Below are 26,889 nucleotides of genomic sequence, written 5' to 3'. Positions count from 1 at the left end.
AAGCGGTACCTGCAAGCTTAAGTGGTGGGCGAAACGTTCATCGGTGGCAGGTACTCATGGCCTATGGGGTAATGCTGCCCGATGCGGTCGCGATAATAGCATTCTAGTGTGCGTGTGACGGTCCGGAAAGCCAGCTCGCCCCACGGAATCTCGTGTTCGTCGAACAGCCGCACTTCCAGGCTTTCGACGCCGATGTCGAAGTCCAGGTCGGCCAGTTCGGCGCGGAAGAACACATGTACCTGGTTGATGTGCGGCAGGTCGAACAACTGGTACAGGGCCATCGGGCCGACCCGGGCGCAGGCTTCTTCGACAGTTTCACGGCGAGCGGCCTGGTCCAGTGTTTCGCCGTTCTCCATGAAGCCGGCGGGTAAGGTCCAGAAGCCGCGGCGGGGCTCGATGGCTCGCCGGCACAGCAGCACCTGGCTGCCCCAGACCGGCAGCACCCCGGCAACTATGTTCGGGTTCTGGTAGTGAATGGTCTGGCAATGATTGCAGACAAACCGCAGGCGGCTGTCGCCTTCGGGGATCCGCTGAATGACCGGCTGGCCGCACGCGCTGCAGAATTTCATGCTGTTCTTCCCTTGAGCCCAGGCTATCTTGGCGCGCCAGGCATGCCTGCCGCAAGCGTACAGGGCTTGGGTGCTTCGCGGCTTTGGTGCATCATGCAGGGCAGGCCTTGGAAACGAGAGTGCGCAATGCTGGACGAGCTACTTCGCCGAATGAGCAACCACCAACCAGCTTCACTGGAAACCGACCGACGGTTCCCCGAGGCGGCGGTCCTTTTGCCCATTACCCGCAGCGAAGCGCCCGAGCTGGTCTTGACCCTGCGTGCCAAGGGCCTTTCCACCCACGGCGGCGAAGTCGCCTTCCCCGGTGGCCGGCGCGACCCGGAAGACCCCGACCTGGTATTCACCGCGCTGCGCGAGGCAGAAGAAGAGATCGGCCTGCCGCCCGGCCTGGTGGAAGTACTTGGTCCCCTGAGCCCGCTGATTTCCCTGCACGGGCTGAAAGTGACGCCATTCGTCGGGGTGATCCCTGATTTCGTCGAATACCGCGCCAATGATGCGGAGATCGCGGCAGTATTCAGCGTGCCGCTCGAATTTTTCCGCCAGGACCCGCGCGATCACACCCACCGTATCGATTACCAGGGCCGCAGTTGGTATGTGCCCAGCTATCGTTATGGCGAATACAAGATCTGGGGGCTGTCGGCGATCATGATCGTCGAGCTGGTCAATTTGCTGTACGACGCAGGCATCAGCCTGCATCAGCCCCCCGAGCGTTATATAGAGATCTGAACGGGGCCCATCCCGTCGCCGCTGATACCTGAGGAGCGAGAATGAAATACCGCCTGGGCGACCTGCGGGTCGAGAGCCATGCCACCAGTTGGGCCGCACCCAATGCCATGCTGATTGGCAAAGTGCGCCTGCAGGCGCGCGCCAGTGTGTGGTTCGGCGCGGTGCTGCGCGGCGACAACGAGCTGATCGATATCGGCGAGGACAGCAACGTCCAGGACGGTACCGTGATGCATACCGACATGGGTTCGCCACTGACCTTGGGCAAGGGCGTGACCATTGGCCACAACGCCATGCTGCACGGTTGCACGGTTGGCGATTACAGCCTGGTCGGCATCAATGCGGTGATCCTCAACGGTGCGCGTATCGGCAAACACTGCATCATCGGCGCCAATGCACTGATCCCCGAAGGCAAGGAAATCCCCGATGGTTCGCTTGTAATGGGTTCGCCCGGCAAAGTGGTGCGAGAGCTGACCGAGCAGCAGAAGCGCATGCTCGAGGCCAGCGCCGCGCACTATGTTCACAACGCCCAGCGTTATGCGCGGGACCTGGTGGTGGACGATGAGTGAGTTGATCGCGACCGAGCGCCCGGTCGCTTCGCCCTGCGTGAGCATCTGCGCGCTGGACGAGCAGGATGTCTGCACCGGGTGCCAGCGCACTGTAGCGGAGATCGGTCGTTGGGGGCGGATGGACAATACCGAACGCCGGGCGGTGCTTAAGCTGTGCCATGAGCGGGCAGTGGCGGCCGGATTGATCTTGTAAGCGCTGCGGTTGACTTGAAAATCAGGTAATCTGTGCCGCTTGCCGGACGGTCACTGCCCATGTTCTTTCTAATCGCATACATCAGCAGCGTTGTACTGATCAACTTTGCCTTTTCCAGCGCCCCGCATCTGGACGTGATCTGGTCTGCCTGGGGCGGGCTGGTGTTCATCCTGCGTGACATGGTGCAGACCCGCTACGGCCATGGCGCGCTGATCGCCATGCTGATGGCCCTGGTGCTGTCGTATGTCACTTCCGAGCCGGCCATTGCCCTGGCCAGTGCCACTGCGTTCTTCGTTTCCGAGCTGATCGACTGGCTGGTGTTCAGCATCACCCGGCGCCCCTTGCGTGACCGCTTGTGGTTGAGCTCGGCATTGAGCATTCCGGTGGACACCTTCATTTTCTTCGGCATGATCGGTGCCCTGACACCGGCCGTGATCGGCACCGCGATGGCCTCCAAGTTCGCTGGCGTGACTGCGGTGTGGCTGGCCATGGCATTTCGTGCGCGGCGGGCTGCCGTCGCCGGCTGATGGTGTAGAATACGGGTCCTTTTTCAGCGGGCGGCGCTAAGACTGGCGCGGCCCCGGACGCCTTCGAGGACCTGAAATGACCCGTATCGGAACCCCATTGTCGCCTACCGCGACCCGTGTACTGCTCTGCGGCTGTGGCGAGCTGGGCAAGGAAGTGGTGATCGAGCTGCAGCGCCTGGGCGTCGAAGTGATCGCCGTGGACCGCTACGCCAATGCGCCGGCCATGCAGGTCGCGCACCGCAGCCACGTGGTCAACATGCTCGATGGTGTCGCCCTGCGCGCGGTGATCGAGGCTGAAAAACCGCATTACATCGTCCCCGAAATCGAAGCCATCGCCACCGCTACGCTGGTCGAGCTGGAGAACGAAGGTTTCAATGTCGTGCCGACCGCCCGCGCCACGCAGCTGACCATGAACCGCGAGGGCATTCGCCGCCTGGCGGCCGAAGAGCTGGACCTGCCGACCTCGCCTTACCACTTCGCCGATACCTTTGAAGACTATGCCAAGGCCGTGGCCGATGTCGGTTACCCGTGCGTGGTCAAACCGGTGATGAGCTCGTCCGGCAAGGGCCAGAGCCTGCTGCGCAGCGATGCCGACCTGCAGAAGTCGTGGGACTACGCCCAGGAGGGTGGCCGCGCCGGTAAGGGCCGGGTGATCATCGAAGGCTTCATCGATTTCGACTACGAGATCACCTTGCTGACCGTGCGCCATGTTGGTGGTACCACGTATCTGGAGCCGGTCGGTCACCGCCAGGAGAAGGGCGACTACCAAGAGTCGTGGCAGCCTCAGGCGATGAGCCCGAAAGCCTTGGCCGAGTCGCAGCGTGTGGCGAAGGCGGTCACCGATGCACTGGGCGGCCGTGGTTTGTTCGGCGTCGAGTTGTTCGTCAAGGGCGATCAGGTGTGGTTCAGCGAAGTCTCGCCGCGCCCGCACGATACCGGCTTGGTCACGCTGATTTCCCAGGACCTCTCGCAGTTCGCGCTGCATGCCCGTGCCATTCTGGGCCTGCCGATCCCGGTTGTGCGCCAGTTCGGCCCGTCCGCTTCGGCGGTGATCCTGCCTGAAGGCCAGTCGCAGCAGACCAGCTTCGCCAACCTCGGCGCAGCGTTGAGCGAGCCGGATACCGCGATCCGCTTGTTCGGCAAGCCGGAAATCAACGGCCAGCGCCGCATGGGTGTGTGCCTGGCACGTGATGAGTCGATCGAAGCGGCGCGGGCCAAGGCGACCCGTGCAGCGCAGGCGGTCAAGGTCGAGTTCTAAGCTGCAAGCTGCAAGCTACAAGCTGCTAGGGGATGCCTTTTCTTGCAGCTTGAAGCTTGCAGCTCAAAGATCACAGCTCTGTATTGCGGGTCTCTTTCAGGCACAGCACAGCAATCAGGCTGATCACCGCCGCCACCGACACATACCCACCCACCCAGCTCAAGCCGCCCATGCTCACCAGTTTCTGGGCAAAGAACGGCGCCGCCGAAGCCCCCACGATACCGCCCAGGTTATACGCCGCAGACGCGCCGGTATAACGCACGTGAGTAGGGAACAGCTCTGGCAGCAACGCGCCCATCGGTGCGAAGGTCACGCCCATCAAAAACAGCTCGATGGCCAGGAACAACGCTACGCCAGTAGTCGAGCCGGAGGTCAGCAAAGGCTCCATGGTGAAGCCCGAGGCCACCGCCAGCAGGCCGCCGACGATCAGCACCGGCTTGCGCCCGTAACGGTCGCTGAGCCAGGCCGACAGCGGCGTGGCCAGGGCCATGAAGACCACGGCGAAGCACAGCAGGCCAAGGAAGGTTTCGCGGCTATAGCCCAACGTTGTGACGCCGTAGCTCAGCGAGAACACTGTCGAGATGTAGAACAGCGCATAGCACACCACCATGGCGGCGGCGCCCAGCAGGGTCGGCAGCCAGTACTTGCTGAACAGGTCGACCACCGGCATTTTCACCCGCTCGTGGCGGGCCACGGCCTTCGCGAACACCGGACTTTCCTCAAGCTTCAGGCGTACGTAGAGGCCTACCAGTACCAGCGCGGCACTGAGCAGGAACGGAATGCGCCAGCCCCACTCACGGAACTGCTCGTCGCTGAGCAGCAGGGCCAGGGTCAGGAACAGGCCGTTGGCCGCCAGGAAGCCGATCGAAGGGCCTAGCTGCGGGAACATCCCGAACCAGGCGCGCTTGCCCGCCGGCGCGTTCTCGGTGGCCAGCAACGCTGCGCCACCCCATTCACCGCCCAGGCCAAGGCCTTGGCCGAAGCGCAGCAGGCAAAGAATGATCGGTGCCCACACGCCGATGCTGTCGTAGCCTGGCAGTACACCGATTAGCGTGGTCGACACCCCCATCAGCAGCAGCGAGGCAACCAGCGTCGACTTGCGCCCGATGCGGTCACCGAAGTGACCGAACAGCGCTGAGCCCAGCGGGCGGGCAAGGAAGGCGATGCCGAAGGTAAGGAAGGCCGCCAGCATCTGCGCGGTGCCCGACCCGGACGGGAAGAACACCGGGCCGATCACCAGCGCGGCGGCAGTGGCATAAACGTAGAAATCGTAGAACTCGATGGCCGTGCCGATGAAGCTGGCGGTGGCCACCCGCGCGGGCGAGTTGACCGGCGCGGCAGGCGCTTGGGCATAAGTGCTGCTGGTTGTCATTAAGTAGGTCCCTAACAGTCTGGTCGTGCTCCATGGGCTTGGCCCGCAAAGGTATGCACTGGCCAGCAAAGGGCAAGTACGGTTCGCGGACGCCGGAGCGTATTGTTCTTTTGTTCGCCCGACTGACGATAGCCCAAGAGGGATAGGGGCGGGAGCGGGCACTGTTCGGGGTGATGAAGCAGGGCCGCAGGGCGCGTCAGTGGAGCGCACTGGCCGTGTGGCGCCGGGTGCGGGTAGCGGGCGGGACGGCAGGGCTGGGTAAGCGTGACCCGAGTATAGCTAGCGGGTCACGGTCCAGACCAGTACCTTGCTGGCGCAATTATCTTCTGTTTCGAGGATTTCCAGGCGATAGCGGCCGATCTTCAGGCAAACAGCGCTTTCCGGGATGCTTTCCAGGGCCTCTGTGACCAACCCGTTCAGGGTTTTCGGCCCGCCGTCGCTGGGCAGGTGCCAGCCGAGGGTGCGGTTGATCTCACGCAGTGAAGCGGCGCCCTCGATGACGAAGGTGCCATCGGGCTGTGGGTGTACATGGGGGTTGTCGAGGCTGTGCTCTTCCTCGAACTCGCCGACGATCTCTTCGAGAATGTCCTCCAGCGTGACGATACCCAGTACCTCACCGTATTCGTCCACCACCACGCCCAAGCGGCGCTGCTGCTTGTGGAAGTTCAGCAGCTGCAATTGCAGCGGGGTGCTTTCGGGGACGAAGTAAGGCTCGTAGCAGGCACTGTGGAGCTTCTCCACCGTCAGCTCGGCCTTGGGCAGCAGGTGGCTGATCAGCTTGGTATTGAGGATGGCTTCTACCTGGTTGATGTCGTTGTGGTAGACCGGCAGGCGCGTGTGGCGGCTGAGGATCAGCTGCTCGATGATGCGCTCGATCGGCTCATCGAGGTTGATGCCATCGACCTCGTTGCGCGGCACCAGAATGTCGTTGACGGTGACCTTGTCCAGCGAGTGCAGGCCATTGAGCAGGCCGTGGCGCGGCATGTCTTGGTCTTCATCCTCGGTAAAGTCATCATCTGCCTGCGGGTGCAGGGCCACTGCGGTGGGCGGTACGCGAAACGGCCGCAACATCAGCTTGGCGCAGCCGTCCAGCAGGCAAGCCAAGGGTTGCACCAGCGCCAGTGGGAGCTTCAGCAGGCTGGCGCCCAGGCTGATGAAGGCCAGCGGGTTGCGCCGAGCCAGGCGCCGCGGCAGGTATTCGGCGAACACCAGCAAGCCAGAGGTGCCGGCCAGGCCGGCCAGCCAGAAACCGTGCTCGCCGTTGAGGCGTTGGCCGATCAGGCAGGCCAGGCCCAATACCAGAAGCTTGCCCAGGCTGGCGCACAGCACCAGGGCCTGGGCTGGCAGTACCGCTTGCCCGTCATCGCCGGGGCGCAACGAGCCGTTGAGTTGCAGGCGGGCGGCATCCACCGCGGTGAAAAGCGCCGACCAGAGCAGCGCCAGTGCCAAAGTGCCGAGTAGCGGAGCGTACGGCAGGGTGTCCATGGGCGACCGTCAGATATGCAGGATGAATTCGCGGACCAGCTTGCTGCCGAAATAGGCCAGCATCAGCAGGCAGAAACCGGCCAGTGTCCAGCGGATCGCCTTGTGGCCACGCCAGCCCAGCCGGGTGCGGCCCCACAGCAGTACGCTGAAGACGATCCAGGCCACGCAGGCCAGCAGGGTTTTGTGTACCAGGTGCTGGGCAAACAGGTTGTCCAGGAACAGCCAGCCAGAGATCAGCGACAGCGACAACAGGCACCAGCCCGCCCAAAGGAAGCCGAACAGCAGGCTTTCCATGGTCTGCAACGGTGGGAAGTTGCGGATCAGGCCGGAAGGGTGCTTGTTTTTCAGCTGGTGGTCCTGCAACAGCAGGAGCAGTGACTGGAACACCGCAATGGTGAACAGCCCATAGGCCAGGATCGATAGCAGGATATGAGCGAGGATCCCCGCCTCTTCATCGATCAGCGGAACGGTGCCGGGTGGGGCGAACTGGGCCAGCAGGGCCGTGATGGCGCCGAGCGGGAACAGCAGTACCAGCAGGTTTTCCACCGGTATGCGCAGGCAGGCCAGCAGGGTCAGGGTGATCACCGCCACGGCGATCAGGCTGGCGGCGCTGAAGAAGTCCAGGCTCAGGCCCAGCGGAGTGATCAGCTGAAAGAAAAGCGCGCCGCTCTGGGCGATCACGGCGAGGGCGCCGAGCAGGCCGAGCAGCCGTTTGTCGGCTTTGCTCGACTGGGCCAGGCGCGAACCCTGATAAACGGTCGCTGCTATATATAGGCCGGCGGCGATCAGGTTGGGGATGAGGCTGGGTGAGGAGACCATAAGTCCTGGTGGGCAAGCCTTAAAGAGACGGAGTTTGGCATAGATCGCGCTGGGGGGGCTAGTGAGCTGCAAGCTTCCGGCTGCAAGCTGCAAGCGAAGGCAGATTCGTGCGGGGGCGGGATTTTCTGATGGTTTGCGGCTTGAGGCTTGCGGCTTGAAAGTTGCCGCCGGGAAGCCGAGGTGTGCGCCGCCGCCGCTCTTCGCTATAATCGCCGCCTTGCTGTGCCCAGCGCGTGTGCATATTCACCTGGGCGCCTGACAAACCTCGGCTTTTACTTGGCCTGAAAGGATCACCATGTTCGAAAACCTGACCGACCGCCTGTCACAGACGCTGCGCCATGTCACCGGCAAGGCCAAGCTGACTGAAGACAACATCAAGGATACGTTGCGCGAAGTGCGCATGGCCCTGCTCGAGGCCGACGTTGCCCTGCCGGTGGTCAAGGATTTCGTCAACAGCGTCAAGGAGCGTGCGGTCGGCACCGAGGTGTCGCGCAGCCTGACCCCGGGCCAGGCGTTCGTGAAGATCGTCCAGGCCGAGCTGGAAAGCCTGATGGGCGCGGCCAACGAAGACCTCGCGCTCAATGCCGCCCCGCCTGCCGTGGTGCTGATGGCCGGTTTGCAGGGCGCGGGCAAGACCACCACCGCCGGCAAGCTCGCGCGCTTCCTCAAGGAGCGCAAGAAGAAGAGCGTGATGGTGGTTTCGGCCGACGTTTACCGCCCGGCAGCGATCAAACAGCTGGAAACGCTGGCCAACGACATCGGTGTGACCTTCTTCCCGTCCGATATCAGCCAGAAGCCTGTGGCCATTGCCGAAGCGGCGATCCGCGAAGCCAAGCTCAAGTTCATCGACGTGGTCATTGTCGATACCGCCGGCCGTCTGCACATCGACGCCGACATGATGGACGAGATCAAAGCGCTGCATGCTGCGGTCAAGCCGGTCGAAACCCTGTTCGTGGTCGATGCCATGACCGGCCAGGACGCCGCCAATACCGCCAAGGCCTTCGGTGAAGCCCTGCCGCTTACCGGCGTGGTGCTGACCAAGGTCGACGGTGATGCCCGTGGCGGTGCCGCGCTTTCGGTACGTGCCATCACCGGCAAGCCGATCAAGTTCATCGGTATGGGTGAGAAAACCGAGGCCCTTGAGCCTTTCCACCCGGACCGTGTGGCGTCGCGCATCCTCGGCATGGGCGACGTGCTCAGCCTGATCGAGCAGGCCGAGCAGACCATCGACAAGGCCAAGGCCGACAAGCTGGCCAAGAAGCTCAAGAAGGGCAAGGGCTTCGATCTCGAAGACTTCCGCGATCAGCTGCAGCAGATGAAGAACATGGGTGGCCTGGGCGGCCTGATGGACAAACTGCCCAGCATCGGCGGGGTAAATCTGTCGCAGATGGGCAATGCTCAGGGCGCGGCAGAGAAGCAGTTCAAGCAGATGGAGGCGATCATCAACTCCATGACCCCGGCCGAGCGTCGCGATCCTGACCTGATCAGCGGTTCGCGCAAGCGCCGGATCGCCCTGGGTTCCGGTACCCAGGTGCAGGACATCGGGCGGCTGATCAAGCAGCACAAGCAGATGCAGAAGATGATGAAGAAATTCTCCTCCAAGGGCGGCATGGCCAAGATGATGCGCGGCCTGGGCGGGATGCTGCCTGGTGGCGGCATGCCGAAGCTGTAACCCTTATTCCGGGCGCTTGTCTCTTGAAGGATGAGCGCTCAGAACCCCCGCTGCGGCGGGGCAACGGCCACGCAATACGTGGCTCAACCGGCAAATCTGGACGGCAGGGCGAGGCCTTGTCGAAAAAGTCATTTGCAAATGTCCGTGTATTCCCCGAGAATATGCGGCCTTTTGGGCACCCGTGTGCCTATTTGGCATTCAGATTTGCAGCACCGACTATAGGAACGATGTTCACATGGTAACCATCCGTCTTGCCCGTGGCGGCTCGAAAAAGCGCCCTTTCTACCACCTGACCGTGACCAACTCGCGTAACGCCCGTGACGGCCGTTTCGTTGAGCGCGTAGGTTTCTTCAACCCGATCGCTGCTGGCGCTGAAGTCAAGCTGTCGGTCAACCAGGAGCGCGTCAGCTACTGGCTGAGCCAAGGCGCACAGCCGTCTGAGCGTGTTGCTCAGCTGCTGAAGGACGCTGCCAAGGCCGCTGCCTGAGCAATATGAACGCGACGCCAGAAAAGGCTGACGACCTCATCGTCGTTGGCAAGATTTTTTCGGTTCACGGCGTTCGCGGCGAGGTGAAGGTGTATTCCTTTACCGATCCGATTGAAAACCTGTTGGATTATCCACGCTGGACGCTTCGGCACGAAGGCAAGGTAAAGCAGGTCGAGCTGGTCAGCGGTCGTGGCTCCCAAAAGGGTCTGGTCGTTAAACTGAAAGGCCTCGATGATCGTGATGAAGCGCGTCTTCTGAGCGGCTTCGAAATCTGCATCCCGCGGAGCCTTTTGCCCAACCTGGCCGCAGACGAGTACTACTGGTACCAGCTGCAGGGCCTGAAGGTCATCAACCAGGACGAACAGCTGTTCGGCAAGGTCGATCACCTGTTGGAGACCGGTGCGAACGATGTAATGGTGGTCAAACCCTGCGCAGGCAGCCTGGATGATCGCGAGCGTCTGTTGCCCTATACGGCGCAATGTGTGCTGGCAATCGACCTGGAAGCAGGCGTGATGCGGGTTGAATGGGACGCGGACTTCTAAACGATGGGTAACCTTCGCGTAGACGTCATCACGTTGTTCCCCGAGATGTTCTCGGCCATCACTGAGTACGGCATTACCAGCCGCGCGGTAAAACAGGGGTTGCTTCAGGTGACCTGCTGGAACCCGCGGGACTACACCACAGATCGCCACCATACAGTGGATGATCGGCCGTTTGGCGGTGGCCCGGGCATGGTGATGAAAATCAAGCCTCTGGAAGACGCCTTGGTTAGCGCCAGGCAAGCGACCGGAGCATCGGCAAAGGTGATTTACCTTTCGCCGCAAGGCCGCAAGCTGACTCAGCAAGCGGTCAAAGGCCTGGCCGAACAGGAATCGCTGATCCTGATCGCCGGTCGTTATGAAGGCATCGACGAGCGCTTTATCGAGGCTCATGTCGATGAGGAGTGGTCGATTGGCGACTATGTGCTTTCCGGTGGCGAGCTGCCGGCCATGGTACTGATCGATGCGGTTACACGGCTGCTGCCCGGAGCTTTAGGGCATGTGGACTCGGCGGAGGAAGACTCCTTCACCGACGGTCTGCTCGATTGCCCGCACTACACCCGACCTGAGGTGTATGCGGATCAGCGTGTTCCCGACGTGTTGCTAAGTGGCAACCATGCACACATCCGGCGTTGGAGAATGAAGCAGTCCCTTGGTAGGACCTTCGAACGACGCGCCGATCTTCTGGAAAGTCGCTCGCTTTCTGGAGAAGAGAAGAAGCTGCTCGAGGAATATCTCCGCGAGCGGGACGATAGTTAAACGTATCGATGGTGGATCACGTATCCATCTTAGGAGCACAGCATGACCAACAAGATCATCCAGCAGCTCGAAGCCGAGCAGATGAGCAAGGAAATCCCGACCTTCGCACCAGGCGACACCATCGTCGTTCAGGTTAAAGTGAAGGAAGGTGAGCGTTCCCGTCTGCAGGCGTTCGAAGGCGTCGTTATCGCCAAGCGTAACCGCGGCCTGAACAGCGCCTTCACCGTGCGCAAAATCTCCAGCGGCGTTGGCGTTGAGCGTACCTTCCAGACCTACAGCCCGCAGATCGACAGCCTGGCCGTGAAACGTCGTGGTGACGTGCGTAAAGCCAAGCTGTACTACCTGCGCGACCTGTCCGGCAAAGCCGCTCGCATCAAGGAAAAACTGTCCTGAGTACAGTTTGCCCGGTGGCCTTGGCCGCCTAGCGAGAAAAAAGCAGCCTTCGGGCTGCTTTTTTGCGTTTTGAAACCCGAAAGAAGTGACGGACATGACTAGCCGAGATCAGGAAATTCAGCGCCGCACCGAGTTGTCGGTGACCCGCGTGACCAAAGCGGTGTTCCCCAACACCACCAACCACCACAACACCTTGTTCGGCGGGACTGCGCTGGCCTGGATGGACGAAGTGTCGTTCATCGCCGCTACGCGCTTCTGCCGGCTGCCACTGGTGACCGTGTCCACAGACCGTATCGATTTCAAGCACCCGATCCCGGCAGGCTCGATCGTCGAGCTGGTGGGGACGGTGATCAAGGTCGGCAACACCAGCTTGCAGGTTCAAGTGGACGTATTCGTCGAGAACATGTACCTGGATGGGCGCGAGCGGGCAATCCATGGTGTGTTCAGCTTTGTCGCCATCGACGAGGACAAACGCCCGGTGCCGGTGTTGCCACAAGCCTGAGGGCTCAACCCGGTGCGGCAGTCGTCTCGGTGACGGGGGCCGGTTCCACCAGCGCCACCAGGGTCCAGCCAGGTTGCGGCGCAAGCGGGTTCTCGGGGCTTGATACATGCACCCAGCCCTGGGCATCCCGGGCAAACAACAGATGTGCCCGCTCGCCATGCAATGCCTGGTAATTGTCCCAGTCGAAGCCCTCGGTAAGGTTGGTGCTGTAAAGTTCCGCGCCATGATGCAGCCGATTGGCCATTTGCTGGTAGGTCATCGGGCTTGAGCCCAGCAGTTGGCCACGGTGCTCTTCGCTGGCCCGGTGTTTGTCGCTGCGCTGCTTCTCCAGGCCGCTAGCCAGCACATACAAACGGCCGTGGCCGAAGTCATGACGAAAGCGCGCACAGGCCAAGGCGTTGATCTCCCCGGCAGGCGACAGCCCCAGCAAGTGGCCGAGGCCTACGAGGTCCAGGTGCGCGTCGGCATGCTGCGAGGCCGGGTTGCCAAAGTAGGTCGGCAGCCCCTCCATGCGCGCCGCACGAATGTTTTCCCAGCTCGAATCGGTCAGCAACACACGGCAACCCAGTTGCTGCAGTGCTTTGCCGATGGTGCGTGCGGGTTGGTTGGCGCCGACGATGAGAAAACCGCTGGGCGCCGGCTCCGCCACCTTGAGCAGGCGCGCCAGGGGGCGCGCCGTAGCGCTCTGCAGCACGACAGTGCCGATGATCACGGCAAAGGTGAGCGGCACCAGCAGCAGCGCGTCCTGATGCCCGGCCTCATGCAGGCGGATGGCGAATATCGCCGACACTGCGGCGGCGACGATACCGCGTGGTGCGATCCAGGCCAGCAGGGCCCGTTCCCTCCAGTTCAGGGACGACCCCAGCGTCGACAGCAAAACATTCAGCGGCCGCGCCACCAACTGGATCACCAGCAGCAGTGCCAGTACGGCCGGGCCCAGCCCCAGCAGGGCATGCAAATCGAGCCGCGCGGCGAGCAGGATGAACAGGCCGGAGATCAGCAGTACGCTGAGGTTCTCCTTGAAATGCAGGATCTGCCGTACATCGACGCCACGCATGTTGGCCAGCCACATGCCCATTACCGTCACCGCCAGTAGCCCGGACTCGTGAGCGATCTGGTTGGCGGCGATGAAAATACCCAGTACGGCGGCCAGCGACGCCAGGTTGTGCAGGTATTCCGGCAGCCACTGCTCGCGCATGATCTGCCCCAGTAACCAGCCACCGGCGGCGCCCAGGGCGCTGCCGCAGAAGATGACCCCGGCAAAGGTGCCCAAGCTCTGGCTCAGGCCATTGCCATCGGTGCTGGCGATGATAAAGCTGTACACCACGACGGCGAGCAGGGCACCGATCGGGTCGATGACGATGCCTTCCCAGCGCAGGATGTTGGCAATGGTCGCTTTCGGCCGTACCACGCGCAGCATGGGCACGATGACCGTAGGGCCTGTCACCAGGGTCAAGGTGCCGAACAGGATCGCCAGCGGCCAGTCGAAACCCAGCAGCCAGTGTGTCGCCAGGGCGATCACCAGCCAGGTCGACAGGGCGCCGACAGTGACCAGGCGGTGCACCACGCTGCCGATGTCTCGCCATTGCGAGAGGTGCAGGGTCAGGCTGCCTTCGAACAGGATCAGTGCCACCGCCAGTGACACCAGCGGCATCAACAGTGGGCCAAACAGCGCTTGCGGGTCGAGCCAGCCGAGCAATGGGCCGACCGTTATGCCGGCCAGCAGCAGGAAGAGAATTGCTGGCAGCTTCAGGCGCCAGGCCAGCCACTGGCAGGCAAGGGCGGCGGCACCGATACCGCCCACACTGAGTAGGATCTGCTGTTCGTTCATGCGGGCTCCCTATGCCGGCGTTGTTATGAAAGACTAAGCGTCATTTCGTCGTTTGCCACCGAGTTTTCATGCCAGCCCTTGACCACCCCTTGATCGACCAGTTCCTTGATGCCCTGTGGCTGGAAAAAGGCCTTTCAGACAACACTCGCGTCTCTTATCGCAGTGACCTGGCGCTGTTCAACGGCTGGCTGCAGGATCACGGCCTGGCCTTGCCTGCCGCCGGTCGGGAGCTGATCCTCGATCACCTGGCCTGGCGTCTGGATCAGGGTTACAAGCCGCGTTCCACTGCGCGTTTTCTCTCAGGTCTGCGTGGCTTCTTTCGCTACTTGCTGCGGGAAAAGCTCATTGCCGTCGATCCAACCCTGCAAATAGAGATGCCGCAGTTGGGCAAGCCCTTGCCCAAGTCTTTGTCGGAAGCCGACGTCGATGCCCTGCTGCAGGCTCCGGACCTTGGCGAAGCCATTGGCCAGCGCGACCGTGCCATGCTTGAGGTCCTGTACGCCTGTGGTCTGCGCGTTACCGAACTGGTCAGCCTTGCTCTGGACCAGGTGAACCTGCGCCAGGGCGTGCTGCGGGTGATGGGCAAGGGCAGCAAGGAGCGCCTGGTACCGATGGGCGAAGAGGCGGTGCTGTGGCTGGAGCGCTACCTGCGTGACGGGCGCGTCGAGCTGCTCAACGGGCGCCCGAGCGATGTGCTGTTCCCCAGCCTGCGGGGTGAACAGATGACCCGTCAGACCTTCTGGCACCGCATCAAGCATCACGCCCGGATTGCCGGCATCGACAAGCCGCTGTCGCCGCACACCTTGCGCCACGCTTTCGCCACCCATCTGCTCAACCACGGTGCGGACCTGCGCGTAGTGCAGATGCTGCTGGGGCACAGCGACCTGTCGACCACGCAGATCTATACCCATGTGGCCAAGGCCCGCCTGCAGCAACTGCACGCTCAGCACCATCCGCGTGGATGAATGTTTTTCATGTTCCGCCGGCCGGTACTCGCAGCCCCCTTCACGGGTAGCGTGTTGTGGTAGGCTTGGGCGGTTTGCACCAAGGGCCGCACGGTTGCCGCGTTTTTGCGCAGGTGACACCCTCCGGCCCCTGTCCGCCCTCAGGAGTTCCCATGCGCGTGACCCAGATTTTCGCCGCCGCCGCGTTGGCGCTGGCCAGTACCTTTGCCGTTGCTGCGGCGACCGACAGCAATGCCGCTGCCGAGCAGGCGATTCGCAAGTCGTTGCAGAACCTTGAGCTGGAAGTGCCGGTCGAGAGCGTGGCCAGCAGCCCGCTCAACGGCCTGTATGAAGTCAAGCTGCAGGGCGGCCGTGTGCTGTACGCCAGCGCCGATGGCCAGTTCGTGATGCAGGGCTACCTGTACCAGATCCAGGACGGCAAGCCGGTAAACCTGACCGAGAAGACCGAGCGCCAAGGCGTAGCCAAGCTCATCAATGGCATTCCAGCCGCCGAGATGGTGGTTTATCCTGCCAAGGGCCAGACCAAGTCGCACATCACCGTGTTCACCGACACCACCTGCCCGTATTGCCACAAGCTGCACGCCGAAGTGCCAGAGCTCAACCGTCGCGGTATCGAAGTGCGCTATGTCGCCTTCCCGCGCCAGGGCCTCGGCTCGCCGGGTGACGAGCAGTTGCAGGCCGTGTGGTGCTCCAGTGACCGCCGCGCAGCGCTGGACAAGATGATCGACGGCAAGGAAATCAAGGCTGCCAAATGCGCCAACCCGGTCGGTAAGCAGTTCCAGCTGGGCCAGTCGATCGGCGTTAACGGCACGCCGGCGATCGTGCTCGAAAACGGCCAGGTGATTCCAGGTTACCAACCGGCACCGCAAGTGGCCAAACTGGCCCTGGCCGGCCAGCAGCAGGCCGCCAAGTAAATCATTCAGTACGCCGTCGTCATGGGGTGACGGCATGTTTCACGGTCGGCGCAGGTGCCGGCCGTTCAATGGGGAGTTCACAGTGAAACCGGTCAAAGTAGGCATCTGTGGGTTGGGGACCGTCGGTGGCGGTACCTTCAATGTACTTCAGCGCAACGCCGAGGAGATTGCCCGCCGTGCCGGGCGCGGTATTGAAGTGGCACAGATCGCCATGCGCTCGCCTAACCCGAACTGCCAGATTACCGGTACCCCCATTACCGCTGATGTGTTCGACGTTGCGAGCAACCCGGAGATCGACATTGTCATCGAGCTGATCGGTGGATACACCATCGCTCGCGACCTGGTGCTCAAGGCCATCGAAAACGGCAAGCACGTGGTGACTGCCAACAAGGCGCTGATCGCCGTACACGGCAACGAAATCTTCGCCAAGGCCCGTGAGAAGGGCGTGATCGTTGCGTTCGAAGCCGCAGTGGCAGGTGGCATCCCGGTGATCAAGGCGATCCGCGAAGGCCTGTCGGCCAACCGTATCAACTGGCTGGCCGGGATCATCAACGGCACAGGCAACTTCATTCTCACCGAAATGCGTGAAAAAGGCCGGGCCTTCCCCGATGTGCTGGCCGAAGCCCAAGCGCTGGGTTATGCCGAAGCCGACCCGACTTTCGACGTCGAAGGTATCGATGCTGCGCACAAGCTGACCATCCTGGCGTCCATCGCCTTTGGTATCCCGCTGCAGTTCGACAAGGCCTACACCGAAGGCATCACCCAGCTGACCACTGCCGACGTGAACTACGCCGAAGCCCTGGGCTACCGCATCAAGCACCTGGGTGTGGCCCGTCGCACTGCAGAAGGCATCGAGCTGCGCGTGCACCCGACGCTGATCCCGAGCGATCGCCTGATCGCCAACGTCAATGGCGTGATGAACGCCGTGATGGTCAATGGCGATGCGGCAGGCTCCACCCTTTACTACGGAGCAGGCGCCGGCATGGAGCCCACCGCTTCCTCGGTGGTCGCCGACCTGGTCGACGTGGTCCGCGCCATGACCTCCGACCCTGAAAACCGCGTGCCGCACCTGGCCTTCCAGCCGGATTCGCTGTCGGCGCACCCGATCCTGCCGATCGAAGCCTGCCAGAGCGCCTACTACCTGCGTATCCATGCCAAGGATCACCCAGGCGTGCTGGCTCAGGTGGCGAGCATCCTGTCGGAGCGCGGCATCAACATCGAGTCGATCATGCAGAAAGAAGTCGAGGAACAGGACGGCCTGGTGCCGATGATCCTGCTGACCCACCGTGTGGTCGAGCAGAGCATCAACGACGCCATCGTTGCTCTTGAAGCCTTGCAGGACGTGGTCGGCAAGGTCGTGCGCATCCGCGTCGAACAGCTCAACTAAGCGGCAAGCTTCAAGCTGCAAGCTGCAAGAAAAAGCAGTTCGGTGTTGAGGCTTCTAACAGTTTAAATTTGCGGCAAGGGCAGTGCAGAGCGTAAGAAAAATGCCGAACAGCTTTTTCTTGGCGCTTTCAGCTTGCAACTTGCCGCTCAAACCGAAGGTTTGCATATGCGCTATATCAGCACCCGCGGCCAGGCACCGGCCCTGAATTTCGAAGACGTCCTGCTGGCTGGCCTGGCCAGCGATGGCGGCCTGTACGTGCCAGAGAACCTCCCACGCTTCACCCAGGAAGAAATCGCTTCCTGGGCAGGCCTGCCGTATCACGAACTGGCCTTCCGTGTGATGCGCCCGTTCGTCGAGGGCAGCATTGCCGATGCCGATTTCAAGAAGATCCTGGAAGAGACCTACGGCGAGTTCGCCCACGCCGCGGTCGCTCCGCTGCGCCAACTGAACAGCAACGAGTGGGTTCTTGAGTTGTTCCACGGCCCGACGCTGGCCTTCAAGGACTTCGCCCTGCAGCTGCTTGGTCGTCTGCTTGATCACGTACTGGCCAAGCGCAACGAGCGCGTGGTGATCATTGGCGCCACCAGTGGCGACACCGGCTCTGCCGCCATCGAAGGCTGCCGTCGCTGCGACAACGTCGACATCTTCATCCTTCATCCGCACCAGCGTGTGTCGGAAGTTCAGCGCCGCCAGATGACCACCATCTTCGGCGACAACATTCACAACATCGCCATCGAGGGCAACTTCGATGACTGCCAGGAGATGGTCAAGGCTAGCTTCGCCGACCAGTCGTTCCTCAAAGGCACCCGCCTGGTCGCAGTCAACTCGATCAACTGGGCGCGAATCATGGCCCAGATCGTCTACTACTTCCACGCTGCCCTGCAGCTCGGTGGCCCGGCGCGTTCGGTGGCGTTCTCGGTGCCGACCGGCAACTTTGGCGACATCTTCGCCGGCTACCTGGCACGGAACATGGGCCTGCCGGTCAGCCAGCTGGTGGTTGCCACCAACCGCAACGACATCTTGCACCGCTTCATGAGCGGCAACCAGTACGTCAAGGAAACCCTGCACGCGACCTTGTCGCCGTCGATGGACATCATGGTCTCGTCCAACTTCGAGCGTTTGTTGTTCGACCTCCATGGTCGCAACGGTGTGGCTATCGGCGAACTGATGGCCAACTTCAAGCAGGGCGGCGGTTTCAGCGTCGACCAAGACCGCTGGACCGAGGCGCGCAAGCTGTTCGACTCGCTGGCAGTGAGCGACGAGCAGACCTGCGAGACCATCGCCGAGGTCTTCGCCAGCACAGGTGAGGTGCTCGACCCGCATACCGCGATCGGCGTAAAGGCCGCGCGCGAATGCCGTCGCAGCCTGGATACCCCTATGGTGGTGCTGGGCACTGCGCACCCGGTCAAGTTCCCTGAGGCCGTAGAGAAGGCGGGCGTCGGCAAGGCGCTGGAACTACCTGCGCACCTGAGCGACCTGTTCGGCCGTGAGGAGCGCTGCACGGTTCTGGCCAACGACCTCAAGGCAGTCCAGGCCTTCGTCAGCCAGCACGGTAATCGCGGCAAGCCGCTTTAATCGTGATGAAAGGGGCCGCTGCGCGGCCCCTTTTTTAGACTTTTCCCTGGTTTCATTCAGATTTTTCCTATGTAAAACGCGTTAAGCGCTGCATACAGTGGCCCGTCCTTCCCTCAGGAGCGGCTCATGCATCAGCCCTACGTGTTGATTCACCAGGCTCGGCCTTCCCACCAGATTCTCCTGCATCAGGCGTGCAATGCCCTGGGCGTTTTCGATGTGCGCATCACCCATGATCTGGTTGACCTCAATGCCTGCCTGGCACGCAAGCGCGGTGCCGATCTGCTGATCCTCGACCATGCGATGAAAGGCGGCCAGGCCCTGCTCGAACGCCTGGAGCGCAACCGCTGTTCACGCGCCTTGCTTTTCGTCGGCTGTGCCAGCAAGCACCGGCCCAACCTTGCCGAGCAAGCTCGCGAGCGTGGCCTCTGGGTGCTGGCCGACCTGCCGTGGCCGCTGCCGGTGCGGCGCTGGCAACAGGCCTTGCAGCGTATTCAAACGGTCACATCACCCACGCATGCTCATTGAAACAGCTGAGGCGTAACGAACTTTCCGCTGCGCTTGCTGGTCAGTTCCTTCATATACCACCACGCAGCGAGTGATCCGGATGGAAAGAATCTGCAGACTGCTTAATGACGCCCTGAGCCCCTATCAGACCCAGCTTGGCACCGCCGATGCCAGTGGTAACCGGCAACTCACCGTTTTCGACAGCCTCGGTGGCATTACCTTGCGCCGAACGGTCAGCCAGCGCCAGTTGCAGGAGCAAAGCCTGCTGATCGACCTCGTCGATGGCCTCCACCGTGACTTGCAGATAGCCGAAGGGCGCCTGCAGCCCTGTGTCATCGCGGCGTTGCAGCAACGCCAGCATCCTCCGGGAACCTTTGCCTGAGTGGTGCATCAGAGACAGTAGGGCAGCCAGCCAGCACACAGCTCCGGTGATGGCGGGTTGTCACGGGAAGTCCATGAGGACTTTCGATTGGCCCCGGGCGTCCTCCCCAGCGTCCCGGGGTTTCTTTTTTATCGCCCTTCAAAAAAATGCTTGCTCTGTTCCAGGTATTCTTCTTGCAGCTCCGGATCCAGCCATTTGGCGTAAAGCGCTGGCAGGGTGTCCCGGCGTAGCGGGGGCAGCAGTTGGTCTATATGCGCGACCGCCGCTTGCCCCAAGGGGGAATCGGAGCAGCCCACATGCAGGAACTGGTAGCGGTTCACCCCTTGTATCGGGTGAAACTGGTACTCATCGAGCGAGCCGCCTTGCTGCTGGATCAGGTAGCGCACTTCCGGCCAGTAGCCGAGCACCAGTTGCAGGCGCCCGAGGCGCTGCATCTGCAGCAGATTGGCAGTGGCATCGTTACCATAGTGACGGCTGAGGACTGCGTCGGGGAGCTGGTGCAGGATCTCGTCGATCTGTGTGTTGTAGCTGCGTCCGGCGACGATCCCAAGCTTCAGTTGGGTGTCGCTCAACAAGCGTTTGAGGTCAACCTGCGCACCATCCAGAAACGGTGCCAGCAGAGATCCGGCTTGCTTGCGTACGACCAGGCCACCGCTCATCGCCCCCAGCACCGGTTCGGAGAAATGCACGAACTTCGCGCGCTCGGGTGTCCACAGCATGGTCGGATCGCAGGTGAAGCTGGTAGGGTCCTGCAGCATCTGTATGCCGCGCGCCCGAGTGACCCGCACGATGTCGTGGTCGTACTCGGGCATCTGTTCGATCAGCAGCGCCAGCATCCGGTCGATCGCACCTTGGCCCTTGGCCGCACCCTCCAGGATGGTGAAGGGCGGCAGGTCGCGGACCAGCCATACCAGGCGTTCCTTGGCCTGCACTGGCGCGATGGCCATGGCGAGCAGCAGCCCGCACAGCAGGGACAGGAACGCGCGCACGGGCGGGGGCGACCTCAGACCGTGCCTGCCTGGCGCAAGCTGGCGATGGCGGCGGCGTCATAACCCAGGGCGCCAAGCAGTGCATCGGTGTGCTCGCCCAGCGCCGGGCCTACCCACTCGGCCGAGCCGGGTGTTTCGGACAGCTTGGGTACAATGCCTGGCATCTTGAACGCTTTACCGTCTGGCAGGCGGGCCTGCAGGAACATCTCGCGGGCCAGGTACTGTGGATCGTTGAACATGTCTTCTGCCGAGTAGATACGGCTTGCCGGCACTTCGGCGGCTGTCAGTATCTGCATGACCTGCTCCAGGGGCAGGCTGTTGGCCCAGCGGTCGATCACCCCATACAGTTCGTCACGCCGCGCATCGCGGCCATCATTGCTGGCCAGTGTTGGGTCGGCGGCCAGGTCGTTACGGCCGATGGCCTGCATGAAGCGTTTGAATATCGCATCGCCATTGGCACCGATCTGCACGTGCTTGCCGTCGGCGCTGGTGTGGATGGAGGAGGGCGTGATGCCCGGCATGATGTTGCCGGTGCGTTCGCGAATGAAGCCAAACACATCGAACTCGGGGACCATGCTTTCCATCATGGCGAAGATTGCCTCGTACAGCGCCACGTCCACCACCTGGCCCTGGCCGCCATTGACCTCGCGGTGACGCAGCGCCATCAGTGCACCGATCACGCCCCACAATGCAGCGATCGAGTCGCCGATGGAGATGCCGGTGCGTACCGGTGGGCGGTCATCGAAGCCGGTGATATAGCGCAGGCCACCCATCGACTCGCCCACGGCGCCGAAGCCTGGCTGATCCTTCATCGGCCCGGTCTGGCCGAAGCCTGACAGGCGCACCATCACCAGTTTCGGGTTGAGCTCGTGCAGCACATCCCAGCCCAGGCCGAGCTTTTCCAGCACGCCCGGGCGGAAGTTCTCGATGAGAATGTCGGCCTCGGCCAGCAGCCGCTTGAGGATCTCGCGACCATCGGGATGCTTGAGGTTCAGCGTCAGTGACTGCTTGTTGCGCGCCTGCACGAACCACCACAGCGAAGTACCCTCGTACAGCTTGCGCCATTTGCGCAGCGGGTCACCGCCGTCGGGCGACTCGACCTTGATCACCTCGGCACCGAACTCGGCGCAGATGCGCGAAGCGAACGGGCCAGCGATCAGGGTGCCAAGCTCGATGACTTTCAGGCCGGCGAGGGGTTTGCTGGGCGTAGACATGGGGCATCCGTGGCAATTGGGCAGAGCCGTGGTTTTATCATAGGTCGGTAGCGGCAGATACTGCTGCGGCGCAACGAAGATCAGGATCGGGTAGACTGTGTGACTTTTCTTTGCGCAAGTAGCCCTTCGACCATGGCCCAGCCGTCCACCACCTACAAATTCGAATTGAATCTGACCGATCTCGATCGCGGCGTGTACGAAAGCGTCAAGCAGACCATCGCCCGTCATCCTTCGGAAACCGAGGAGCGCATGGCCGTGCGGCTGTTGGCCTACGCACTCTGGTACAACGAGAATCTGTCGTTCGGCCGCGGCCTGTCGGATGTCGACGAGCCTGCCCTGTGGGAAAAGAGCCTGGACGACCGCGTACTGCACTGGATCGAAGTGGGCCAGCCGGACGCTGATCGCCTGACTTGGTGTTCGCGCCGTACCGAGCGCACCAGCCTGCTGGCCTATGGCAGCCTGCGTGTATGGGAGACCAAGGTGGTTGGCGCGGTCAAGAACCTGAAGAACCTGAACATCGCCGCTGTGCCGCAAGAGGTGCTCGAGGTGCTTGCCACGGACATGCCGCGCAGCATCAAGTGGGACGTGATGATCAGTGAAGGCACAGTGTTCGTCACTGATGACCGTGGCCAGCACGAAGTGCAGCTGCAGTGGCTGCTCGGTGAGCGTGGCTGAGCCAACCGACCCATGCGTATCGAACCCCGCCCGCTGCCGCCGACCCTGCCGTTTCTCGGTAACCTGCCACCCTTGCTAACCCGCTTGTATGCCGCCCGCGGCGTGCAGTCCGAGGCCGAGCTGGACAAGAGCCTGGCGCGGCTGTTGCCGTACCAGCAGCTCAAGGGCATCGATGCCGCTGTAGACTTGCTGGTCGAAGCGCTCGACCAGCGCCAGCGCATCATCATCGTCGGCGACTTCGATGCCGACGGCGCCACCGCCAGTACTGTCGGCGTGCTCGGCCTGCGCCTGCTGGGTGCGGCCCATGTCGACTACCTGGTGCCCAACCGTTTCGAATATGGCTATGGCCTGACCCCGGAGATCGTCGAGGTGGCGCTGCAGCGCCAGCCGCAATTGCTGATCACGGTCGACAACGGCATTTCCAGTGTCGAGGGTGTGGCGGCAGCCAAAGCGGCCGGGCTCAAAGTGCTGGTCACCGACCACCACCTGCCGGGCCAGCAATTGCCGGTTGCCGACGCCATCGTCAACCCGAACCAACCAGGTTGCGACTTCCCGAGCAAGTCGTTGGCCGGTGTCGGGGTGATCTTCTACGTGCTGATGGCCTTGCGCGCACGCCTGCGTAGCCTGGGGCGATATGAAACCCAGGCACAACCGAACATCGGCGAACTGCTCGACCTGGTCGCGCTGGGCAGCGTAGCCGACGTGGTGCCGCTGGATGCCAATAACCGCATCCTCGTGCATCAGGGCCTGGAGCGCATCCGTGCCGGCAGGGCGCGGCCGGGGCTGAAGGCGATTCTGGAGGTGGCACGTCGCGATCACCGGCGTATCACCTCCACTGACCTGGGTTTCATTCTAGGCCCGCGGCTCAATGCCGCCGGGCGCCTGGACGACATGAGCCTGGGTATCGAGTGCCTGTTGTGCGAGGACGAGGCGCTGGCCCAGGACATGGCACAGCAGCTCGATGGCCTGAACCAGGACCGCAAGTCGATCGAGCAGGGCATGCAGCGCGAAGCGTTGGCCCAGCTCAAGGATTTGCCGGTCGAGTCCATGCCCTATGGCCTGTGCCTGTTCGATGCCGAATGGCACCAGGGCGTGATCGGTATTCTCGCCTCGCGCCTGAAGGAGCGTTACCACCGCCCGACCATCGCCTTCGCCGATGCCGGTGAGGGCATGCTCAAGGGCTCGGCGCGGTCGGTACCGGGCTTTCACATCCGTGATGCGCTGGATGCAGTGGCAGCGCGCCATCCGCAGTTGATCAGCAAGTTTGGCGGCCATGCCATGGCCGCGGGGCTGTCGCTACCTGAAGGCAATTTCCCCGCGTTTGCCGAGGCGTTCGACGAAGAAGTGCGGCGCCAGCTGCGTGAAGAAGACCTCACCGGGCGCCTGCTGTCGGATGGAAGCCTGGCGGTGGAGGAGTTCCACCTTGACCTGGCCAAGGCCTTGCGCCACGCCGGGCCCTGGGGGCAGCACTTCCCCGAACCGTTGTTCCATGGTGTGTTCCAGTTGGTGGAGCAGCGTGTGGTCGGCGAGCGCCACCTTAAAGTGGTGCTCAAGAGCGAATGTGGTTCGGTACGCCTGGATGGCATTGCCTTCGGCATCGACCGCGAGGTTTGGCCGAACCCGACCGTGCGTTGGGTGGAGCTTGCCTACAAGCTGGATGTTAACGAGTTTCGAGGTAATGAAAGTGTGCAGTTGATGATTGCGCATATGGAGCCGCGCTGAAAGCACTACAAGTGCCTGACTTGGTCTTTGCGGGGGGCGGCGCTCGATTTCCCTGGCTCGATGCGGAACAGTGGGTGAGTCTGGTGTTCACCCTGAAAGAAGGTGGTCTTCCCGACAGTAAAGTGGGTGCCGTCTGTGGTCATCGAATTCCCTCCTGAAGTTTCTCGATTGCCTGTTCTGGCCTCTTTGTGGGCAAGCCAGCTCCCACAGGTCATCTGCAAGTTTTGAGGTCTGTGATGCGCCTGTGGCCGCAGGTTTACCCTCGAAGAGGCCAGTGAATCCAACCTCAATGCAGGGTAGTAGTACGCTCCAAGGCCAATGACAGCGCATCTGCTTGGCCCCAGGCAATCTGCAGGGCACGCAGCCCATTCACAAGCGATTCCCGGGAGCTGTCATCTTCGACGGCATCGAGGACTCGATGGCAATGGTTGTAAGCGAGCATCAGGTAGTGGGTGACGTTCATCAACACGTGATCGATTGGCACGATGCCATCGCTCACGGCGTTGGTCAGGGTCTTGTCGGAGGGAAGGTCGAAATGGTGGGGCGGATCGGGGACTAGTTTTTTCATAGTGAACGACTCGTAAGGTTACTGATTGACCGACCTGTCCGATTCCACACGGATGGGTGGCAGTTGTACGCGGTGTGGAATCCAGGCTACGAGTAAACCCGGTAGGCTTTGCGGCCTCCCGCGCACAACTGCCATGACGACAGCAACTCAGTAATTGACAGGATTCCACTCCCGGACGCCAAACATCAGCGACACGAAAAGCCTAAAGGGTGGGGTTTCCAGGGACAATCAGCCGCGAGTCGACAAGATTCGTAGGATATTTTCCTGATCTAGGTATCGCTAGCTCATATGTGTAGGAAACATCTGATGCGCGCGTCGGAGCAGTCAGCAATCTCAGGGAACCTTCCCCCCCACCAATCTGGTCTAGTCTGATTAATGACCGGCACCGGGCCAGGGATGTGCACTTGAATGCCCGGGCCGGATCACCATTGGAGTCCTTGGGAGGTGCCCTCATGAGCCTGCTGCTCGAGCCTTACACCCTGCGTCAGCTGACGTTGCCCAACCGCATCGCTGTCTCGCCGATGTGCCAGTATTCCGCTGTCGATGGCCTGGCCAACGACTGGCACCTTGTCCATTTGGGTAGCCGCGCCGTCGGTGGTGCCGGGCTGGTCATCACCGAAGCGGTCGCTGTGACCGCCGATGGCCGGATCACTGCCGAGGACCTTGGTCTGTGGAACGATGAACAGGTCGCCCCACTGCAACGCATCACCCGCTTCATCACCGCGCAGGGCGCCGTGCCGGGCATCCAGCTGGCCCACGCCGGGCGCAAGGCCAGCACCCATCGCCCCTGGCTGGGCAAGCATGGCAGCGTCAAGATCGAGGAAGGAGGCTGGCAGCCGGTGGGGCCGTCGAAAATTGCCTTCGACCCTGAACACACGGCACCGCGTGAGTTGAGCAAAGACGAGATCCAGGATGTTGTAGCCGAGTTTGTCAAAGCCACCGAACGGGCATTGCAAGCGGGCTTCAAGGTAGTCGAGATCCACGCCGCCCATGGCTACCTGCTGCATCAGTTCCTCTCGCCGCTAAGCAATCAGCGCCGTGACGAATATGGCAGCTGTTTCGAAAACCGCATCCGCCTTACGCTGCAGGTGACCGACGCGGTGCGTAAGGTTTGGCCGAAGGAACTGCCGCTGTTCGTTCGCGTGTCGGCGACCGACTGGGTGGAAGACGGCTGGAACCCCGACGAAACAGTAGAACTGGCCCGTCGCCTGCGAGCGCTCGGAGTCGACTTGATCGATGTGTCCTCCGGCGGTACTTCGATGAATGCCGAAATCCCCACCGGCCCCGGCTACCAGACCCGCTTCGCCGAGCGTGTACGCAAGGAATCGGAAATCGCCACCGGTACGGTGGGCATGATCACCGAACCGGCCCAGGCTGAACACATCCTGCGCACCGGGCAGGCCGACCTGATCTTCCTCGCCCGCGAGCTGCTGCGCGACCCTTACTGGCCGTTGCATGCCGATGATGACCTGGGCGGTAACAGGGCTACGTGGCCGGCGCAGTATCAACGGGCTACCAGCCGGGCGAATCCGATACATGAGTCGGATCTGCGGGACTGATTGACCACCTCAGCTGTAAGCGGCCTTGCTCAGAATATCGCTGACCCACTGATTGATGCTTTTTTCCGCCAGCTCGGCCTTTGCGGCCACGCTGGCGTGAAGGGTGGGCTCAAGGCGCAGACTCAGCTTCCCTGAATAGGTCTTTTGCGGCTCACGGCCAAGGCGTTTACAGGTTTCGAGATAGTCATCAACGGCCTCCTCGAATGCTTGTCGCAATTCACTGATCGATTCGCCGTGAAAACCAATCACGTCACGTATGCCCGCAACGTGTCCAATCAGCAACTGGTCCTCGTCACTGTATTCGATTCTTGCGGCATAGCCGCGGTAGGTCATGACATTCATGGTGTTACTCCGGCCTGCTCAAGGAACTGGCGGGCGTCGCGCAATTGATAGGTTTTGGCATGTTTGTCCGGGTGAGGCCGATGGAAGGTGGCAACGGCCCCATTGAGCTCAAAGCGAACTCGCGAACCTCGACCTTCGATGACATTTGTGCCAGCTGATCTCAACAGTGACTCCAGCCGGACCCATTCCAAGGTCTTGGGCACTGGTTTCCTGAAAATGGCTTCAAGGGCCGATCTTTGATGATTATTCATGGTATCAGACTATGATACCAGTCGTTTTTTTCACAACAGCCGGACTGTAGGAGATAGGGGACCGTGCTTGAAGGAAAGGTCCTAGGTATTCATGCGAGGACGATCGCCACTTTGTACCGGCCTCCTTGCTGACTTGTCTCAGGA

Annotated in this window: 30 protein-coding genes; 20 read left to right on the top strand and 10 right to left on the bottom strand. The window is 61.9% G+C overall.

Annotated elements, in window-relative coordinates; translation table 11 throughout:
- Nucleotides 1–17 precede the first annotated feature (17 nt).
- Entirely contained in the window at nt 18–569 is a 552-nt protein-coding gene (locus tag ACW4TB_RS15640; RefSeq protein WP_012315981.1) for an NUDIX hydrolase, read from the bottom strand.
- On the opposite strand from ACW4TB_RS15640, the gene ACW4TB_RS15635 reads away from it, so the two are divergent.
- From ACW4TB_RS15635 to purT, 5 genes are all read left to right on the top strand, one after another.
- Nucleotides 486–1,295 carry a CoA pyrophosphatase gene (locus ACW4TB_RS15635; protein ID WP_455843010.1) on the top strand — a complete coding sequence of 270 codons (810 nt, stop codon included), beginning with the start codon at nt 486–488 and terminating at the stop codon, nt 1,293–1,295. The genes ACW4TB_RS15640 and ACW4TB_RS15635 overlap by 84 nt on opposite strands.
- A gap of 41 nt (nt 1,296–1,336) precedes the next feature.
- Nucleotides 1,337–1,861 carry a gamma carbonic anhydrase family protein gene (locus ACW4TB_RS15630; RefSeq protein WP_012315979.1) on the top strand — a complete coding sequence of 175 codons (525 nt, stop codon included), beginning with the start codon at nt 1,337–1,339 and terminating at the stop codon, nt 1,859–1,861.
- Nucleotides 1,854–2,054 (top strand): DUF1289 domain-containing protein, encoded by a 201-nt coding sequence (locus tag ACW4TB_RS15625; protein ID WP_012315978.1) that lies wholly within the window; start codon nt 1,854–1,856, stop codon nt 2,052–2,054. The genes ACW4TB_RS15630 and ACW4TB_RS15625 overlap by 8 nt, the downstream gene beginning before the upstream one ends.
- 59 nt (nt 2,055–2,113) lie before the next feature.
- Nucleotides 2,114–2,581: a VUT family protein gene (locus ACW4TB_RS15620; RefSeq protein WP_012315977.1), complete on the top strand. Its 468-nt coding sequence runs from the start codon at nt 2,114–2,116 to the stop codon at nt 2,579–2,581.
- A 76-nt stretch (nt 2,582–2,657) separates the two neighbouring features.
- Nucleotides 2,658–3,839, top strand: coding sequence for a formate-dependent phosphoribosylglycinamide formyltransferase (gene purT, locus ACW4TB_RS15615; RefSeq protein WP_012315976.1), 1,182 nt, complete (start codon nt 2,658–2,660; stop codon nt 3,837–3,839).
- A gap of 70 nt (nt 3,840–3,909) precedes the next feature.
- Here the strand turns inward: purT and ACW4TB_RS15610 are convergent, their stop codons facing one another.
- The 3 genes from ACW4TB_RS15610 to ACW4TB_RS15600 form a co-directional block, all read right to left on the bottom strand.
- Nucleotides 3,910–5,211 (bottom strand): MFS transporter, encoded by a 1,302-nt coding sequence (locus ACW4TB_RS15610; RefSeq protein ID WP_046784372.1) that lies wholly within the window; start codon nt 5,209–5,211, stop codon nt 3,910–3,912.
- A 279-nt stretch (nt 5,212–5,490) separates the two neighbouring features.
- The gene (locus ACW4TB_RS15605; RefSeq protein ID WP_254466348.1) at nt 5,491–6,696 is read right to left on the bottom strand and encodes a transporter associated domain-containing protein; all 1,206 of its coding nucleotides are present in this window, start codon (nt 6,694–6,696) and stop codon (nt 5,491–5,493) included.
- A 9-nt stretch (nt 6,697–6,705) separates the two neighbouring features.
- Nucleotides 6,706–7,515 (bottom strand): cytochrome C assembly family protein, encoded by an 810-nt coding sequence (locus ACW4TB_RS15600; RefSeq protein WP_279928302.1) that lies wholly within the window; start codon nt 7,513–7,515, stop codon nt 6,706–6,708.
- A gap of 295 nt (nt 7,516–7,810) precedes the next feature.
- Here ACW4TB_RS15600 and ffh point away from each other — a divergent pair, with 295 nt between their 5' ends.
- The 6 genes from ffh to ACW4TB_RS15570 all read left to right on the top strand — a co-directional run bounded on the left by ffh (nt 7,811) and on the right by ACW4TB_RS15570 (nt 11,867).
- Nucleotides 7,811–9,187 carry a signal recognition particle protein gene (gene ffh / locus ACW4TB_RS15595; protein WP_012315972.1) on the top strand — a complete coding sequence of 459 codons (1,377 nt, stop codon included), beginning with the start codon at nt 7,811–7,813 and terminating at the stop codon, nt 9,185–9,187.
- 235 nt (nt 9,188–9,422) lie between these two features.
- Nucleotides 9,423–9,674 carry a 30S ribosomal protein S16 gene (gene rpsP, locus ACW4TB_RS15590; protein WP_012315971.1) on the top strand — a complete coding sequence of 84 codons (252 nt, stop codon included), beginning with the start codon at nt 9,423–9,425 and terminating at the stop codon, nt 9,672–9,674.
- 5 nt (nt 9,675–9,679) lie between these two features.
- A complete protein-coding gene (gene rimM / locus ACW4TB_RS15585) occupies nt 9,680–10,216 on the top strand; it encodes a ribosome maturation factor RimM (RefSeq protein WP_012315970.1) in 537 nt (178 codons plus the stop codon).
- A gap of 3 nt (nt 10,217–10,219) precedes the next feature.
- Complete coding sequence (gene trmD / locus ACW4TB_RS15580) at nt 10,220–10,972, top strand: tRNA (guanosine(37)-N1)-methyltransferase TrmD (RefSeq protein WP_008094486.1); 753 nt, start codon at nt 10,220–10,222, stop codon at nt 10,970–10,972.
- A gap of 42 nt (nt 10,973–11,014) precedes the next feature.
- Nucleotides 11,015–11,365: a 50S ribosomal protein L19 gene (gene rplS, locus ACW4TB_RS15575; protein WP_008094487.1), complete on the top strand. Its 351-nt coding sequence runs from the start codon at nt 11,015–11,017 to the stop codon at nt 11,363–11,365.
- Nucleotides 11,366–11,459: 94 nt separating this feature from the next.
- Nucleotides 11,460–11,867 (top strand): acyl-CoA thioesterase, encoded by a 408-nt coding sequence (locus ACW4TB_RS15570; RefSeq protein WP_012315969.1) that lies wholly within the window; start codon nt 11,460–11,462, stop codon nt 11,865–11,867.
- A 4-nt stretch (nt 11,868–11,871) separates the two neighbouring features.
- Here the strand turns inward: ACW4TB_RS15570 and ACW4TB_RS15565 are convergent, their stop codons facing one another.
- On the bottom strand, nt 11,872–13,698 hold the full coding sequence (locus tag ACW4TB_RS15565) for a cation:proton antiporter (protein WP_279928293.1): 1,827 nt from the start codon (nt 13,696–13,698) through the stop codon (nt 11,872–11,874).
- Nucleotides 13,699–13,766: 68 nt separating this feature from the next.
- On the opposite strand from ACW4TB_RS15565, the gene xerD reads away from it, so the two are divergent.
- The 6 genes from xerD (at nt 13,767) to ACW4TB_RS15535 (ending at nt 19,425) form a co-directional block, all read left to right on the top strand.
- A complete protein-coding gene (gene xerD, locus ACW4TB_RS15560) occupies nt 13,767–14,663 on the top strand; it encodes a site-specific tyrosine recombinase XerD (RefSeq protein WP_012315967.1) in 897 nt (298 codons plus the stop codon).
- A 152-nt stretch (nt 14,664–14,815) separates the two neighbouring features.
- Nucleotides 14,816–15,577 (top strand): bifunctional protein-disulfide isomerase/oxidoreductase DsbC, encoded by a 762-nt coding sequence (dsbC, locus tag ACW4TB_RS15555; protein WP_012315966.1) that lies wholly within the window; start codon nt 14,816–14,818, stop codon nt 15,575–15,577.
- An 82-nt stretch (nt 15,578–15,659) separates the two neighbouring features.
- Entirely contained in the window at nt 15,660–16,964 is a 1,305-nt protein-coding gene (locus ACW4TB_RS15550) for a homoserine dehydrogenase (protein WP_012315965.1), read from the top strand.
- A 165-nt stretch (nt 16,965–17,129) separates the two neighbouring features.
- Nucleotides 17,130–18,539, top strand: a complete 1,410-nt coding sequence (thrC, locus tag ACW4TB_RS15545; protein ID WP_012315964.1) for a threonine synthase — start codon at nt 17,130–17,132, stop codon at nt 18,537–18,539.
- Between the two features lie 126 nt (nt 18,540–18,665).
- Nucleotides 18,666–19,064, top strand: coding sequence for a histidine kinase (locus ACW4TB_RS15540; protein ID WP_012315963.1), 399 nt, complete (start codon nt 18,666–18,668; stop codon nt 19,062–19,064).
- A gap of 79 nt (nt 19,065–19,143) precedes the next feature.
- On the top strand, nt 19,144–19,425 hold the full coding sequence (locus ACW4TB_RS15535) for a DUF3509 domain-containing protein (RefSeq protein ID WP_012315962.1): 282 nt from the start codon (nt 19,144–19,146) through the stop codon (nt 19,423–19,425).
- Nucleotides 19,426–19,553: 128 nt separating this feature from the next.
- On the opposite strand, the gene ACW4TB_RS15530 is transcribed toward ACW4TB_RS15535, so the two are convergent.
- Nucleotides 19,554–20,414: a TIGR02285 family protein gene (locus tag ACW4TB_RS15530; RefSeq protein ID WP_012315961.1), complete on the bottom strand. Its 861-nt coding sequence runs from the start codon at nt 20,412–20,414 to the stop codon at nt 19,554–19,556.
- 14 nt (nt 20,415–20,428) lie between these two features.
- On the bottom strand, nt 20,429–21,628 hold the full coding sequence (locus ACW4TB_RS15525) for a CaiB/BaiF CoA transferase family protein (protein WP_254466347.1): 1,200 nt from the start codon (nt 21,626–21,628) through the stop codon (nt 20,429–20,431).
- A 132-nt stretch (nt 21,629–21,760) separates the two neighbouring features.
- Between ACW4TB_RS15525 and ACW4TB_RS15520 the strand changes: the two genes are divergently transcribed.
- Together ACW4TB_RS15520 and recJ are read left to right on the top strand one after the other, a co-directional pair.
- On the top strand, nt 21,761–22,303 hold the full coding sequence (locus ACW4TB_RS15520; RefSeq protein ID WP_012315959.1) for a YaeQ family protein: 543 nt from the start codon (nt 21,761–21,763) through the stop codon (nt 22,301–22,303).
- Between the two features lie 12 nt (nt 22,304–22,315).
- Complete coding sequence (recJ, locus tag ACW4TB_RS15515; protein ID WP_279928287.1) at nt 22,316–24,025, top strand: single-stranded-DNA-specific exonuclease RecJ; 1,710 nt, start codon at nt 22,316–22,318, stop codon at nt 24,023–24,025.
- A gap of 286 nt (nt 24,026–24,311) precedes the next feature.
- Here the strand turns inward: recJ and ACW4TB_RS15510 are convergent, their stop codons facing one another.
- On the bottom strand, nt 24,312–24,593 hold the full coding sequence (locus ACW4TB_RS15510; protein WP_012315956.1) for a hypothetical protein: 282 nt from the start codon (nt 24,591–24,593) through the stop codon (nt 24,312–24,314).
- 452 nt (nt 24,594–25,045) lie between these two features.
- Here ACW4TB_RS15510 and ACW4TB_RS15505 point away from each other — a divergent pair, with 452 nt between their 5' ends.
- A complete protein-coding gene (locus tag ACW4TB_RS15505; protein ID WP_279928285.1) occupies nt 25,046–26,152 on the top strand; it encodes an NADH:flavin oxidoreductase/NADH oxidase in 1,107 nt (368 codons plus the stop codon).
- A gap of 9 nt (nt 26,153–26,161) precedes the next feature.
- Here the strand turns inward: ACW4TB_RS15505 and ACW4TB_RS15500 are convergent, their stop codons facing one another.
- Together ACW4TB_RS15500 and ACW4TB_RS15495 are read right to left on the bottom strand one after the other, a co-directional pair.
- Entirely contained in the window at nt 26,162–26,494 is a 333-nt protein-coding gene (locus ACW4TB_RS15500) for a type II toxin-antitoxin system HicB family antitoxin (protein ID WP_012315954.1), read from the bottom strand.
- Nucleotides 26,491–26,745 carry a type II toxin-antitoxin system HicA family toxin gene (locus ACW4TB_RS15495; protein ID WP_080516493.1) on the bottom strand — a complete coding sequence of 85 codons (255 nt, stop codon included), beginning with the start codon at nt 26,743–26,745 and terminating at the stop codon, nt 26,491–26,493. The genes ACW4TB_RS15500 and ACW4TB_RS15495 overlap by 4 nt, the downstream gene beginning before the upstream one ends.
- Between the last annotated feature and the right edge of the window lie 144 nt (nt 26,746–26,889).

The sequence above is a fragment of the Lelliottia jeotgali genome, from assembly GCF_977070485.1.
This window is presented reverse-complemented; position numbering and strand designations above follow the sequence as displayed.

Coding starts and splice junctions, on each gene's coding strand:
- thrC (WP_012315964.1), top strand. CDS start 17,130: ATGCGCTATATCAGCACCCGCGGCCAGGCACCGGCCCTGAATTTCGAA.
- recJ (WP_279928287.1), top strand. CDS start 22,316: ATGCGTATCGAACCCCGCCCGCTGCCGCCGACCCTGCCGTTTCTCGGT.
- ACW4TB_RS15610 (WP_046784372.1), bottom strand. CDS start 5,211: ATGACAACCAGCAGCACTTATGCCCAAGCGCCTGCCGCGCCGGTCAAC.
- ACW4TB_RS15605 (WP_254466348.1), bottom strand. CDS start 6,696: ATGGACACCCTGCCGTACGCTCCGCTACTCGGCACTTTGGCACTGGCG.
- ACW4TB_RS15635 (WP_455843010.1), top strand. CDS start 486: ATGATTGCAGACAAACCGCAGGCGGCTGTCGCCTTCGGGGATCCGCTG.
- ACW4TB_RS15565 (WP_279928293.1), bottom strand. CDS start 13,698: ATGAACGAACAGCAGATCCTACTCAGTGTGGGCGGTATCGGTGCCGCC.
- rplS (WP_008094487.1), top strand. CDS start 11,015: ATGACCAACAAGATCATCCAGCAGCTCGAAGCCGAGCAGATGAGCAAG.
- ACW4TB_RS15520 (WP_012315959.1), top strand. CDS start 21,761: ATGGCCCAGCCGTCCACCACCTACAAATTCGAATTGAATCTGACCGAT.
- dsbC (WP_012315966.1), top strand. CDS start 14,816: ATGCGCGTGACCCAGATTTTCGCCGCCGCCGCGTTGGCGCTGGCCAGT.
- ACW4TB_RS15495 (WP_080516493.1), bottom strand. CDS start 26,745: ATGAATAATCATCAAAGATCGGCCCTTGAAGCCATTTTCAGGAAACCA.
- ACW4TB_RS15630 (WP_012315979.1), top strand. CDS start 1,337: ATGAAATACCGCCTGGGCGACCTGCGGGTCGAGAGCCATGCCACCAGT.
- ACW4TB_RS15505 (WP_279928285.1), top strand. CDS start 25,046: ATGAGCCTGCTGCTCGAGCCTTACACCCTGCGTCAGCTGACGTTGCCC.
- ACW4TB_RS15500 (WP_012315954.1), bottom strand. CDS start 26,494: ATGAATGTCATGACCTACCGCGGCTATGCCGCAAGAATCGAATACAGT.
- ACW4TB_RS15535 (WP_012315962.1), top strand. CDS start 19,144: ATGGAAAGAATCTGCAGACTGCTTAATGACGCCCTGAGCCCCTATCAG.
- ACW4TB_RS15540 (WP_012315963.1), top strand. CDS start 18,666: ATGCATCAGCCCTACGTGTTGATTCACCAGGCTCGGCCTTCCCACCAG.
- ACW4TB_RS15525 (WP_254466347.1), bottom strand. CDS start 21,628: ATGTCTACGCCCAGCAAACCCCTCGCCGGCCTGAAAGTCATCGAGCTT.
- purT (WP_012315976.1), top strand. CDS start 2,658: ATGACCCGTATCGGAACCCCATTGTCGCCTACCGCGACCCGTGTACTG.
- xerD (WP_012315967.1), top strand. CDS start 13,767: ATGCCAGCCCTTGACCACCCCTTGATCGACCAGTTCCTTGATGCCCTG.
- ACW4TB_RS15625 (WP_012315978.1), top strand. CDS start 1,854: ATGAGTGAGTTGATCGCGACCGAGCGCCCGGTCGCTTCGCCCTGCGTG.
- ffh (WP_012315972.1), top strand. CDS start 7,811: ATGTTCGAAAACCTGACCGACCGCCTGTCACAGACGCTGCGCCATGTC.
- ACW4TB_RS15510 (WP_012315956.1), bottom strand. CDS start 24,593: ATGAAAAAACTAGTCCCCGATCCGCCCCACCATTTCGACCTTCCCTCC.
- ACW4TB_RS15640 (WP_012315981.1), bottom strand. CDS start 569: ATGAAATTCTGCAGCGCGTGCGGCCAGCCGGTCATTCAGCGGATCCCC.
- rpsP (WP_012315971.1), top strand. CDS start 9,423: ATGGTAACCATCCGTCTTGCCCGTGGCGGCTCGAAAAAGCGCCCTTTC.
- rimM (WP_012315970.1), top strand. CDS start 9,680: ATGAACGCGACGCCAGAAAAGGCTGACGACCTCATCGTCGTTGGCAAG.
- ACW4TB_RS15620 (WP_012315977.1), top strand. CDS start 2,114: ATGTTCTTTCTAATCGCATACATCAGCAGCGTTGTACTGATCAACTTT.
- ACW4TB_RS15570 (WP_012315969.1), top strand. CDS start 11,460: ATGACTAGCCGAGATCAGGAAATTCAGCGCCGCACCGAGTTGTCGGTG.
- ACW4TB_RS15600 (WP_279928302.1), bottom strand. CDS start 7,515: ATGGTCTCCTCACCCAGCCTCATCCCCAACCTGATCGCCGCCGGCCTA.
- trmD (WP_008094486.1), top strand. CDS start 10,220: ATGGGTAACCTTCGCGTAGACGTCATCACGTTGTTCCCCGAGATGTTC.